General features: G+C 60.7%; 11 protein-coding genes. 4 read left to right on the top strand and 7 right to left on the bottom strand.

Features of this window, described 5'->3' with window-relative positions; translation table 11 throughout:
• Nucleotides 1–3 precede the first annotated feature (3 nt).
• The 4 genes from NOV21_RS07210 to NOV21_RS07195 all read left to right on the top strand — a co-directional run bounded on the left by NOV21_RS07210 (nucleotide 4) and on the right by NOV21_RS07195 (nucleotide 4,361).
• Nucleotides 4–1,650, top strand: coding sequence for a nickel-dependent hydrogenase large subunit (locus tag NOV21_RS07210; RefSeq protein ID WP_283170355.1), 1,647 nt, complete (start codon nucleotides 4–6; stop codon nucleotides 1,648–1,650).
• A 1-nt stretch (nucleotide 1,651) separates the two neighbouring features.
• Complete coding sequence (locus tag NOV21_RS07205) at nucleotides 1,652–2,344, top strand: cytochrome b/b6 domain-containing protein (RefSeq protein WP_283170356.1); 693 nt, start codon at nucleotides 1,652–1,654, stop codon at nucleotides 2,342–2,344.
• A gap of 78 nt (nucleotides 2,345–2,422) precedes the next feature.
• On the top strand, nucleotides 2,423–2,956 hold the full coding sequence (locus NOV21_RS07200; protein ID WP_283170357.1) for a hydrogenase maturation protease: 534 nt from the start codon (nucleotides 2,423–2,425) through the stop codon (nucleotides 2,954–2,956).
• Between the two features lie 355 nt (nucleotides 2,957–3,311).
• Nucleotides 3,312–4,361 carry an inorganic phosphate transporter gene (locus tag NOV21_RS07195; RefSeq protein WP_283170358.1) on the top strand — a complete coding sequence of 350 codons (1,050 nt, stop codon included), beginning with the start codon at nucleotides 3,312–3,314 and terminating at the stop codon, nucleotides 4,359–4,361.
• 103 nt (nucleotides 4,362–4,464) lie between these two features.
• On the opposite strand, the gene NOV21_RS07190 is transcribed toward NOV21_RS07195, so the two are convergent.
• The 7 genes from NOV21_RS07190 to NOV21_RS07160 all read right to left on the bottom strand — a co-directional run bounded on the left by NOV21_RS07190 (nucleotide 4,465) and on the right by NOV21_RS07160 (nucleotide 12,674).
• Nucleotides 4,465–6,006, bottom strand: a complete 1,542-nt coding sequence (locus tag NOV21_RS07190; protein WP_283170359.1) for a helix-turn-helix transcriptional regulator — start codon at nucleotides 6,004–6,006, stop codon at nucleotides 4,465–4,467.
• A 60-nt stretch (nucleotides 6,007–6,066) separates the two neighbouring features.
• A complete protein-coding gene (locus tag NOV21_RS07185; RefSeq protein ID WP_283170360.1) occupies nucleotides 6,067–6,759 on the bottom strand; it encodes a TorD/DmsD family molecular chaperone in 693 nt (230 codons plus the stop codon).
• 11 nt (nucleotides 6,760–6,770) lie between these two features.
• A complete protein-coding gene (locus NOV21_RS07180) occupies nucleotides 6,771–7,736 on the bottom strand; it encodes a 4Fe-4S binding protein (protein WP_283170361.1) in 966 nt (321 codons plus the stop codon).
• A gap of 2 nt (nucleotides 7,737–7,738) precedes the next feature.
• Nucleotides 7,739–8,353, bottom strand: a complete 615-nt coding sequence (locus tag NOV21_RS07175; RefSeq protein WP_283170362.1) for a 4Fe-4S dicluster domain-containing protein — start codon at nucleotides 8,351–8,353, stop codon at nucleotides 7,739–7,741.
• A 95-nt stretch (nucleotides 8,354–8,448) separates the two neighbouring features.
• Nucleotides 8,449–9,246 (bottom strand): dimethyl sulfoxide reductase anchor subunit family protein, encoded by a 798-nt coding sequence (locus NOV21_RS07170; protein ID WP_283170363.1) that lies wholly within the window; start codon nucleotides 9,244–9,246, stop codon nucleotides 8,449–8,451.
• Nucleotides 9,246–9,836, bottom strand: a complete 591-nt coding sequence (locus tag NOV21_RS07165; RefSeq protein ID WP_283170364.1) for a 4Fe-4S dicluster domain-containing protein — start codon at nucleotides 9,834–9,836, stop codon at nucleotides 9,246–9,248. The genes NOV21_RS07170 and NOV21_RS07165 overlap by 1 nt, the downstream gene beginning before the upstream one ends.
• A 30-nt stretch (nucleotides 9,837–9,866) precedes the next feature.
• Nucleotides 9,867–12,674 carry a molybdopterin-containing oxidoreductase family protein gene (locus NOV21_RS07160; RefSeq protein WP_283170365.1) on the bottom strand — a complete coding sequence of 936 codons (2,808 nt, stop codon included), beginning with the start codon at nucleotides 12,672–12,674 and terminating at the stop codon, nucleotides 9,867–9,869.
• Nucleotides 12,675–12,739: the final 65 nt, after the last annotated feature.

Genomic DNA, 12,739 nt, shown 5'->3' with positions numbered 1-12,739 from the left:
ATCATGACGCGTTCAATCATCGATCCGATCACCCGTATCGAAGGCCATCTTCGTGCGGAGATGGAAGTGGAAAACGGTGTGGTAACCAACGCCTGGATGTCGGGCGGCTGCTTCCGCGGCATGGAATTGGTTGTCGAGAACCGAACCCCCGACGACGCAGCCCAGATCGTGCAGCGCATCTGCGGCGTTTGCCCGGTGTCCCATGCCCATGCCTCCTCCATCGCAGGCGAGAAGTCGTATGGGATCACCATCTCGAACAACGCCCGCATCATCCGCAACCTCGTCGAGGGTGCCCAGTTCCTGCACAGCCACATCCTGTGGTTCTACAACCTGTGCGCGCTTGACTACGTGAACCCGATCAACGGGCTTTCCGCCGACGTCGACGCCGCCATCGATTTGGCGAAGGAGCTCGGCACGTCCAACACGAGCGATTTGCACGCCGTGGCGGCCCGCCTCACGAAGTTCGCGGAGAACAAGCAGCTGTCCATCTTCAGCGGCAACTGGTTCGACTCCAAGGACACCGTGGGCTACCTGCTGCCCCCCGAGGCGGACCTGCTGCTCACCAGCCATTACCTGGAGGCGCTGACCATGCAGGCCAAGGCCAGCGAAATCGCGGCCCTGCTCGGCGGCAAGATGCCCCATATCATGACGAGCACCGTCGGAGGCACCATGTTCGTGCCCACCGAGGAGAAGCTCGACGACCTGTGGGGCCTGGTCAACGAGCTCTATGACTGGGCAGCGGGCACGCTCGTCCAGGACTCCCTGGCGCTCGTGCCGTATTACAAGGATGCCTTCACCTTCGGCAAGGGCTGCGGCCGCTACATCGCCTGGGGCGTGTTCGACGACCCGTCCTTCGAGATGAACAAGCGCTATCTGCCCGCCGGCGTGCTGGGCGACGGACTGAAGCTCTCCGACGTCGACGAGGACAAAATCCACGAGTACGTCGGCCATAGCTGGTACGTGGGCAACAGCGACCTGAACCCCCGCGAGGGAGTCACCGATCCTGAGTACACCGAATACGACGTCAAGGACCGCTACACCTGGAGCAAGTCCCCCTCCTACGACGGCCAGGCCATGGAGGCCGGCGGCCTTTCCCGCCTGCTGGTCGCGTACAAGCGCAACGTCAAGTTCGTGGTCGACGCCATCGACGGCGTGCTCGAGACGTTGGGCGTCCCGGGCCAGATCGAAGTGCTGCAGAGCACGCTCGGCCGCACCGCCGCGCGCCAGATCGAGACCGTCTACATCGCCGGCCTCATGAAGGATTGGGTCAAGGAGCTCATCGCGGCCATCAAGAGCGGCGACAGCGAGTACTTCCGCACCCCGGCCCGCACCACGGGCGAGGGCACGGGCTTCTGGGAGGCCCCGCGCGGTGCCCTCTACCACACCGAGCATGTGAAGGACGGCAAGATCACCGGCTACCAGATCATCATTCCGACCACGTGGAACATCGCGCCCATCAACGCGAAGGGCGAGCACGGGCCGGTGGAGCAGGCGCTCATCGGCGTCCCGGTGGAGGATGTCGAGAAGCCCATCAACGCGCTGCGCACCGTCCACAGCTTCGACCCCTGCACCGCCTGCGCCGTGCACATCACGGAGCCCAAGACGGGCAAGTCGTTCTCCACGGTCACCAGCCCTTGGGGGGTGAAGTAGCATGGCACATCTCGCGCACTACAAGGAAGCCCATCCGCTTCCGATGGTAATCACCCACTACATCAACCTGGTCGGCTTCATCCTGCTCATCTTCAGCGGCTTCATCATCCATTACCCGGGTATCCCGCTGCTCAACATGGGCATCTGCCGCGGCGTGCACGTCTTCTGCGGCATCGTGATCCTGATCAACTGCATCGTGCGCATCATCATGGCCTTCACCATGAAGAGCGCCCCCACGGGCGGCACGCGCCAGCAGGTCACCGACATCAAGAGCTGGGTTGCGGGCCCGGATAACAAGCACCAGATGGGCGCATGGATCAAGTTCTACCTGTTCATCAAAAAGGACCATCCTCTGGCGGCCAAGTTCAACCCGCTGCAGAAAATCGCGTACTGCCTGATCCCGTTCCTGATCCTGTTCATGGGGTACACGGGCCTGTGCCTGTGGGCTCCCACGATGGACCTGGGGATCTTCGCGGCGGGCACGGCTGCGATGGGCGGCCTGATGAGCGTTCGCATCATCCATTACTTCATGATGTGGGTCTTCATCATCTTCATGATCATCCATGTCTACATGGCTGCGTCCGAAGGCGGCCTGTCGCTCTTGGCGAACATGTTCGCCCGCAAGGAGCATGGCGGCCTCACCTACGATATCGAATCGCACGATATCGCCGGCATCGACAACTCGGTCAAGTAGCCGAACTGCTACCATAGCTGCAGAGGCATTGCGGAGGGGCTGCGATTGCGGACCCTCCGCTTCTTTTGAGGAGGATCGGTGCGCATAGCGATATTCTGCGTTGGGAACAAGCTGATGCTCGACGACGGCATCGGCTGCGCGGTGTACGACGAGCTGCAGGCCTACGAGCTGCCCGCGTGCGTCGACGTGTTCGACGTGGGGTGCATGAGCATGGACCTGCTCACCGCCGTGGACGACTACGACTTCATCATATCGGTCGATGCGGTGGACGGCACGGGCCATCCCGCGGGCACCATAGTCAGCTTCGCGCCCGGGGATATGGCGGGCCGTCCCTTCGGCACGCAGAGCCTGCACGATCTGAAGCTCGCCGACCTGTTCGAGGCGGCGGAGCTTCTGGGCTACCAAGCGCGGGGGCTGTGCTTCGGGATGCAGGTGGAGAACGGCGAACCCGCTGAGTTCACGGTGGGGCTGACGCCCGCGGTGGCTGAAAAAATCCCCGCCCTGGTTGATTGCGTCCTCGCCGCGCTGGTGGGCGAGGGTGTGCCCGTCCGCGTGAGGGAAACGGGCGAGCCGGTTGCCCCGGGGTTCCACCATACCCCGACTCGGCCATAGTCTAGTCGGCATGCGTGTGTCCCCATCGGTCCGTGCAGCGCCAAATGCGCCGAATCGGCCACGTCCATCGATCCCCCTGCGCATCCTGCCGTATTCAAGCGTATGCGAGCGCACCTTTCGGGACGTTATCCGGTTCGGGCACGCTCGGCATCGGGAGATCGATCGCCTTGCGTTCGATTGATCTGAGCCAATTGAACCGATGTTTGCAACGCTTGAGGTGCGGACGTTTAAATTGGCAATCCAGGCGGGCAAGGCGTAGCGTTTCCTCGCTTTCACAAGGTGAAACCCGTATGAACGGCGGTCCAGTTGAGATACAATTAGGAGGTTGTATGCAGCGGCCTTGCAAAGGATGCCGATGGACCTCACATTAGGCGCGGTTTTCGCCCTCGCAGCTACCCATCCCGCAGTGGCGGTGATTCTCGTTCTCGTCATCGGCGTCACCCTGGTATCCGGCGCAACCGACGCCCCCAACGCCATCGCGACCGCGGTCGCCACGCGGTGCCTGAGGCCGGTCACCGCCCTGATCCTGGCAGCCGTATTCAACTTCGTCGGCCTTATCGGCATGACGTACGTGTCCACCGCCGTGGCGCACACGATGTTCTCCATGGTCGATTTTTCCGGCGACACCCATTTGGCCCTCATGGCGCTGGAGGCGTCCATGATCGGCTCCATCGCATGGGGCGTGTTCTGCTGGTTCTTCGGCATCCCCTGCTCGAAATCGCATTCGCTCATCGCCGGCATCACGGGCGGCGCCATCGCCATGAACGGCTGGGCGGGCGTCGTCCCCGGCGAATGGGTGAAGGTCGTCTACGGCCTCGTGTTCAGCCTGCTTGCGGGGTTCGCGCTGGGGTGGATCTTCACCAAGCTCATCGAGAAGCTGTTCAGCACCATCAACCGCGAAACCGGCAACCGCATCAGCACGGTCCTGCAGGATGTGCTTGCGTGCGCCCTGGCGTTTCTGCACGGCGCGCAGGACGGGCAGAAATTCATGTCCATCGGCATGATGGGGCTGGCCATGGCCATCGGCGCGGAGATGTCGGGGGATGCGGGCTTCCCGATGTGGCTCATGGTAGTCTGCAGCCTGGCGATCTCGCTGGGCACGTTTATCGGCGGCAAGCGCATCATCAAATCGGTCGCCATGGAGATGGTCGACATCGACAAGTACCAGGGCGCCGCGGCGGCGTCCTCCACGGTGGTCACGCTGCTGGTGTCCAGCCTCACGGGCATGCCCGTATCCACCTCGCATTGCAGTACCTCCGCCATCATGGGTGTGGGGGCAGGGCGCAGCCTGCGAAACGTCAACTGGGGCATCGCGCGCAACATGGTGATCGCCTGGGTTCTCACGTTCCCGGCTTGCGGCATCATCGGCTACGCCCTCGCGCGCCTCTTCATGCTGCTGTTCTAACCCGTCGCCATGAGCGCCGTGCCACGCATGTGCGCGTTGAGCGAATAGGAAGGATCCCACGGGCACGGGCTGCAGGCAGCGCGTGTTGCGCGAATGATTCGCCTTAGACGTTACGCCTCGCTTGCTCCCGCATGTACGCATCGAACGAATCGATGAGCTCTTGCTGGTTGTGGGCATCGCATTTAACGTATATGTTGCGCACATGGCTGCGGACTGTGTTGTACGAGATGCACAATTCCTCCGCCACCCTGTTCTTCGTGTAGCCCTTCAAAAGCAGCTTGAGCACATCGCGCTCGCGATCGGAAAGCGCATGGTCGTATGCCATACTCTGCACGGCGCGCCCCCAGCGCCCCCTATTCTCGACTGCGGAGACGGGGGAGGGAGATGATTCCACGAGCTCGGTCTCGAGCCTCTGGTTGCTTTCGCGGGACCCGTTCAGCGAAATTCGGACCGAAGCGGGGGCATCGCGGTCGATGGGGATGAAGAGCGCCTCGATGACTTGCTGGTTTATGATGACTATCCCCGATATGAGCATGATGGCGAGCATCACGATCTCGACGGTCAGCATCATGTCCGGATTGGTGCCCAGGTTGACCAGTGCGGTGCCGGCGGCCCATCCGAGGACGGAGCAAAGCGCCATGGACCCCCATCCCCATCCGAAGATGCGTATGGGCGACCTACCCGATTTGTAGGCGATGCTGCAGAGCAGCGTCCAGACGACGACGTTCTGCAGCGCGTTTATGCATCCGAATGATTGGAGCGTGAGCGACGATCCCAGGCCGAGGAGGGGAAGAGGCAGCGTGCAGAAGGCGAGGATCAAGAAACACCAATACGACAGCCTCGCCAGGTTCGTATTCAAGGGCAGTCCGGCGACCACCAGGCAGAGCATGACCTTGACGAAAAAGAAGAGGATCGATGACGAACCCCGGGCCTCTGCAAAGGTGTCCATCTCTATCATCGACGGGTAGAATCCGCGCACGATGTTGATCGTTGCAGCGAACAGTCCGATGGCGATGATGAGCCGCACGAGGTTGCCCATCATCTTCTTTGCATGGGGCAATTCCTTGATGTCGAGCAAGCCGACGGAATCGTAGCGGAGCCTGCCCCCATCGAGCGCCGAACATGCGCCTGCCATCAGCGGCAGAAGGCAGAGGAAGATCGGCCGCCATGCAAAGGGAAGGTAGAGCACATACCCGTAGACGAAACCGGCGAAGATCTGTTGAAGAAGCGCGATGAGGAGGATTTCCTTCGGTTTGATCTGGGCGAGCATGAAGGCGAATCGGGCTGCAAGCACCGAAGTGAACGCACCGGTGAGCGCCACCGCAATGACGGAGTTCGCCATAAGCGATGCCAGGGTGGCTATCGACGCCCCGAGACCTGCGGCAATCGGCCAAGCCGGTTTTTGCAGGCGCCTCTGGATCGCATCAGGCTTGCATCCGTATGCGATGAGCATGAGCGCCATCGTCGCGGTCGAGATGATGTAGTTGAGGATGACATCCGATTGGGAGGGGGCAAAAGGCGGGGCGTACACTTCGCCCGAGTAGATGAGCTCGATCCAGGCGATCCAAAAAGCGGGCGACATCAAAGCGATAGCCGGCATGATGTTCTCGAAGCCCACCTGGGCGTTTCTCAGAGTTATCCGCATGAATCATCCATCCATAGCCACTTTGCCGGTTTGAAGGCCAATCACCGCGTCCTTTCGGGCCTAGCAATCGGAGGCGGCTTGGGCCAGTTCGTCCATCAGAGCAACGTCATCCTGCACATATCCCTTGATAATACGCATCAGTGCAGGATAGAGCGGTAATTTTGCGAATTCGTCCACTTTCTCCGTCAGATTGTCGATCCAATTCAGTATGTGATCGTTGCAGAAGTCGCGCTGAACGATCGCGAGATTTCGAACGGTGGCAGCTTCGCCGTCCCCGGCGCGAAGCTCGCGGGCGGTCTTGTCCGCCATCAGGCTCATGAACTCCAGCTCCAGGCCGAGATGGTCCTCCGGCATATGAAGCTCCGCATCGATGTCGACCCCGTTCTCCCGGTAGATGGTCACCACCTGATCACGTGCCTCCTGCATGAGAAGATACTCGGGGCCGGTAAAGGCGCTTTCGTAGGGTTCTGCCGTGCGCCCTTCGTAGATGCCCGCCGATAAGAACACGCGCGCATAATCGACTGCCAGAGCGATGCGCGGGTCCGGGCCGGGGTGGGCGAGGTATCGCCGGATTCGAGAAAAGTACTCTTCGACCTGGGACTGACTTCCTTGATCCGGAGCAATCTGCCTCATCTGCCGAATCTGCTCGACGGTGAATTCGTGCAGGAGCGCGCTGGAGAAGAATCGGTACGCATCGCGCCTGCCCTCCATGGCAATGGCGATATTCTCGTTGACGGCTAGCTCTTCTTGCATGGTGCTGCTTCCTATCGTTTCGTTTCTGATGCTGACGGACCAGTGCTTTTGCCCCGGTCGGTCGTCTTCCCGAAGGGGCTTATGCGGATCGCTTTGGAAGGGCAGGCTTCCACGCACAGGCCGCACCGGCTGCACTCGGGGATGGACGGCGCATGCGGATCCACCTTTTCAGGGCAGACGGACACGCATGAACGGCAATCGGTGCCTGTGGTGCGCAGGCAGGTGCTCCTCTCAACGATGGGCCGCAGGATCGTGGTCCTGCCAGCGACCAGTGAGAGCAGGGCGCCGATCGGGCAGAATGTGTGGCACCACCGCCGGAACAGGACGATCTCCGCCATCATGATAAGCGGGAAGACGATAAGGCCCCAGCTTGCCTCGTTGAATCGAAGCAGATTCCACACTGCGATCGTCACGGCGAAGGAGAGTCCTACCGGGCAGACGAGGCAGAAGACGGGAAAACCGAATGCGAAGGAGCTTGCGATAGCTCCCGCGAGGACGAGATGCCGGCTGTCGACATGGCGCCCATCGCGTTCTCCTCCGACTGGGGGAAGGGGTTCGGGGGAGCGGTTCGACCAGTCATCTTGCATGATGGCGGCCGTCTCCGCCGGAGCGGGCCTCTCCGAATCGCTCGGTGCGCTTTTCTCGGGGTTGCCCTTTCCCGCTGCCCCCGCGTCATGCTGCGTGTGCTTGCTTCGTTTGGGATGGAAGAAATTTTCGACATGCGGCACAGGGCATGCCCAGCCGCAGAAAGCGCGCCCTGCGAAAAACGCGATGAGCACTGCAACGGCAAGAAGGATGAGCGGGTGGAGCAGAAGGCTTTTCGATCCGGCAAGGGTTTCCAAGACGCCCACCGGGCAGATGAGCGCGATGTCTCGCCACCCGAGCGCGCACAGGGTGCCCGTTCCTGTATGAATCACCAGGCCGACGATGACCGAGACGAACACGATCAAGGCGACCAGAGCTTGCTTCGAGCGCATCTTCATCTTCTCTCGCCTGCTTCAACGTTGATCCCGCGCTTATCGCTTCCCGTCCACACGCGGTATTTTGCGGACGGGCACTCGAACTCGCATTGCCCGCATCCGTTGCAAAGCGCGTCATCTACCACCGGCTTGTCGGTTGCCGAGAGCGATATGGCATCGTATCGGCAGGCATCGACGCACACGTGGCACCCGCTTCCCAAAAAGGCGATGCATTCGTCCTCGTTGACGACGGCGATGCCGATAGAATCTTTGCCTTCGTCGAAGGGAAGGAGGGCGCGCGTGGGGCAAACCTCGATGCATTCGTCGCAGAAGGTGCAGTACCCTTTCCGGAAATCGATGCGGGGTGTACGGAAATTCGCGATTCCGTCTTCGAGGACGCAGGTTGTCAGGCAGTTCTCGGGGCAGATGCTCCTGCATTTGTCGCACATGAGGCAGCTTGCGATGAACGCCTTCTCGTCCTGGCCTCCGGGGGGCCTGAGGACCTCCTTCGCCCCTGCGATCGCCGGTCCTGCTGCGCCCAGGGCGAACAGGGCAGCGACGCTACCTGTTCCCAGGGCGAAGGCGCGACGGGACATCTGCGGCTGACGGCCTTCGTTTTTGCTGGACCTTTCCATGTTCCTCGTTTCGTCGATCAGGACGCAGTTCCGCGTTTTTCTCGGATACGGCCGAAGCCGCATAGTGCATGCGGCTTCGGTATCCGGGGATGGGCCTAGAGGGGGCCGAAGAAGCTGTCGATGATGCTTGCGGACACCCACATGAAGACGCGGTATGCCGTGCAACCGATGATGGCGCATACGAAGGCAATCCATGCCATCGCGCAGGCGCCTTCGGGTTTCTTCTCCATCATGAACCCGCAGATTGCGGGAACGACGCCGCCGACGAGGACGGCAAGCGCCCATCCGAGTAGCATCGCGTCGGGTCCGCCGGCGTACGCCACGTAGGCGGCGGCGAGGACAGCGGCGACGATGCCGCCGATTCCCAGAAGCTTAGGGAGGGCGCCCAGCTCGTCATCGCCCTTCAGCTTGGCGTAGCCGAGGTACAGGGCGATGCCAGCAGGTATTGCCGTGCCCAGATAGCCGCAGGGGAGCAACAAGGTGTTCCAGCTCATGTGCGAGGGCATCATATACGAATACCCGGACATGAAGCTCAGCAGCACGCCGAATATGCCGGCGATGACGATGATTCCCTTGCGGGTTCCCTCTGAAGCACCGCGCTTCAGGAGGATCAGGTAGATGATCGTGAAGAGGGCCGTGATGCCGACAAGCACCGCTTCGGTGAATATGCCGCTCGTGGGGTGCCCCAGGGCTCCAAGCATGCGTTCGGGGTGAGCCAGGTGGGTTACCGAGCAGACGCCGCCGACGATGAGCCCTATGAGCGCAATGAGGGCGGAGTTGAACGCGATGCCCCTCTGAATGCCCTTAACCTCGGCGTAGGCTATCGTCGCGAGCATCCATCCAGCGGCGCCGGTGAGCGCGGTGAAGAGCACAAGTGACCATTGAATATCCATTACTCCTCACTGCTCCTCCAGGTCGCGATTTTATCGTGCAAGATGTATACCGTCGTGGGATGGTTGCCCACGTCGGTCAGGTGATGCAAGGCGGATTTGTCGCTGACGGCGGCTATCGCCTTGGACGGAGCGGATTCGGGGTCGTCCAAGTCGCCGTAGTAGCGGCATTCCCCGCAGCACTTCGCCACGCAGGCGGGTAGCTCTCCGTTCACGGTCAGATGCGAGCACAGCGTGCATTTCTCGACGACATTCTCTTTCTTGTTCCAGGAACGCACACCGTAGGGGCAGGCCATCATGCAATACTTGCACCCGATGCATTTCTCCTTGTCGATGAGCACGATGTTTGTCTCCGGGTCGCGATAGCTCGCTCCGGTGGGGCAGACATGGACACAGGGCGCGTCCTCGCACTGCTGGCACATGGTGGGGAGCCAATATTGCTCGATATCGGGAAACGTTCCAAAGGGGCCTTCGACGATCACTTTGTTCCAATATTCGCCGAGGGCGATATCGTTCTCCATCTTGCAGTTCGCCTCGCAGCTGTAACAGCCGATGCAGCGGTCTAGGTCTACGACTATGCAATTATGCGGCATAAAAAATCGCCTCCTTACTTTCTCTCCGAGTTATCTCATCGTTCCGGTCGCCGCGTCGTAGATGGCGTTGCCGCCGCCGGTGTCCTCGCTGGGCTCGGGCATCCACGGCTCGAATTCTTCGGGTTTCTCCCACACGCCCTTGGGCTTGCTCGACTTTTCGATCTTCACGGTGAACCCGCGGAGCGTATGTGTTCCGTATTCGGGGTTGTAGGGTCCATCGTGCCTGGTCAGAAGATTGATGTTCATCACTTTCCACGCCTGGCTCGGGTCGTCGGAATCCAGTAGCTCCGGGTTCCAGAAGCGTTCCTGATACACTACCTTGGGCGCGATGCCCTCGGTGATCAGCACCTTGCCCCACGTTGAATCGCGATGGCTCGTGATCTTCACCCAGTCCTCATCCACGACGCCGATCTCCTTGGCCGTCTCCGGGTTGATCCAGCAGCGGGCGACGGGGTAGATCTCCCGCATGTAGGGGTTGTTGCGCAGCGTGCTATGGTGAAACATCGGGATGCGGCCCTCGGTCAGCGTGTAGGGGTACTCGGCATCGTAATTCTTTTCAGAGGCGACGGGCGTCTCGTCGGGTTCGCGATAATAAGGCAGAGGGGGGTAGTCCTCGTTTGCCGGGGGCATGATATAGCCCATGCTGTCTTTGCCGGCCGCATTTCCCGTGCGGCCGAGGCGGATCATACCTTCGGCATACGGTTCGCACCGCAGGCTCGGAGTGCGGCTGAATCCGTTGAGTTTACCCGTCTTCGTGCTGATTTGTTTGTAGAAGCCATAGGAGTCCTCAACCCATTTTTTCTCCTCGGCGATCTCCATAGGAAGGAGCTCCTTGCACTGAGCCCAGGTGAGGCCATTGGGGTACTGCTTGGTAAAGGAGCGGCTGATGACGCTGGCGAGGTATTCTTCGTAGTCTTCGTACGTGAGCCAGTTGATGCCGAGTTTCTGATAATTGTCGAACTGGGTGAAGGACTTCTGCGCCTTCGGATGTCCTCGATCGGCCAACGCCTTGGTAAGCCAGCTCCACATGAGGCTTTCGTCCACGTCTTCGAACAGCTGCACTACGCGCTGGCGGATGACGAAGACGTTGCAACGGTCGGAAGCGTAGCTGGTCTCGAGCCATTCGGTTGCGGGAAGCAGGATGTCAGCCGCCTCGACGGATTGCGCGGTCGGGTACATGTACATGTGGACGACGAGCTCGAACTTCTTAGCAGCTTCCATGAAGTAGCGAGCGCCGCCGAGCATGATGGGCTTGTTGCCGGAACGGTCGATCCAAACACGGGGCAGATACGGCTCGCCGGTCTCGAGCGCTTCGCGGATGGTGCCGATGTGGCTTGCCTTCCAGAATCCCAAGCCCTTGTGCTCGATGAAGCCGAGACGACGAGCGGTTGCCTCATAGCTCGGCCCCATCTCGTTGGCGCCGAATTTATCATATGGCGGAATGAGGTAGGTGCCGGGGTTCTGGGCGGGGCGCATCTGCGTGATATTGCCGGGATTGTCGACATTGCTCATGATGACGTCGAGGATGGCGGTGCCCAATGCTGCCTGAGCGCTCTGCTCGTACTGGTCGGTCGCCACGCCTAGGCTGATGCCGGCATTGGGGCTGCCTTCCACATAGAGCTTGATGGCCTTTTCGATATCCTCTTTACGGAGCCAGCAGGTTTCGGCTCCTTTCTCGAGGGTCCATCCTTCGCAAGCTTCCTTGAGGGCGCGGAATCCGGTCTTGATGCCTTTGATGCCGTTGTACTCGAACTCGCCATCCATTTGGCAGTCAATGGACTCATCCCAGGGGAAGGGGCAGGGAACAGGGGCGTTCTTCGTCTTGTCCCATACCGCGAACGTGAGCTTGTCATCCGCTCCGGCAACATCTAATCCGAGTTCCGAGGCCTTGTAGGTGTACTTGGTCTCAGGGTTGATCAGGAAGGGGAGGTTGGTCCACTTCATGCAGAACTCTTCGTCGTAGAGCTCGTTGTCCAGAATGTACTTGATCCAGGTGAGCTCAAGGGCCACGTCGGTGCCGGGGCGAACGGGCAGCCACACGTCCGCCTTCGCCGCATCAGGCGTGAAACGAGGGTCGACGACGACGGTCTTGGTGCCGTTCGCGCGGAGGTTCGCTACGGCGCGCCCGCCGGAAGCGGGACAGCTTTGCGAAGGGTCGGTGCCCCACAGAACGAGCGTCTTGCAACCGTTGTTGCCGTACTGGTTCTCCGAGTAGTAGATCTCGTATGCATTGGAGTCGGCGATCGAGTTGTCCGTTTGGCCGTTGACGACCGGCTGGGCGTGGTTGCGCGGCAGGAAGCACTGGGCGCAGCCCGGCTCGAAGAAGTTGCCCCCGTCGAAGCTCTGCAGGAATCGCGACAGGCTCCAGAACTGAGGGTTGCCGCCGCCTCCGCATGACACGACGAGCGTCATGGGATCCTGCTCGTAAACCTCCATGAGTTTATCGGCGATGGTGTCGATCGCCTCTTTCCAGGTGATGCGCTCCCATTGGTTGCTGCCGCGCTCCCCGACGAGCCTCATCGGGTACTTCAGGCGATTCGGGTGATACAGCGCTTGAATGCCGACCGCGCCCTTCGCGCAGATACGCCCCTTGCTCATGGGGTCGATGGGATCACCCTCGATGCGCACCACACGTCCGTTTCGAACCGTCACCTTCACGGCGCAGTTCGAGATACAGGCACGGCATGCGGAGTTGACCACATACTCTTCCTCCGAGGAAGCCGCCGCGTTTGCCGTTTCGACGAAATCAGTGGCAGACGTGCCGGTCACCGCAGCAACGGCACCTGCAACTGCCGCCGTCTTCACGAAGCTGCGACGCGACATGTTCAGTTTCCTCATCCTTACCTCCTTATCCCTTTTTACTTTCTTTTTCTCGTCAAACGGATCCTGCAACACAGGTCCGG

The organism is Curtanaerobium respiraculi (assembly GCF_024609215.1).
GTDB classification, from domain to species: Bacteria; Actinomycetota; Coriobacteriia; order Coriobacteriales; family Eggerthellaceae; genus Curtanaerobium; species Curtanaerobium respiraculi.
This window is presented reverse-complemented; position numbering and strand designations above follow the sequence as displayed.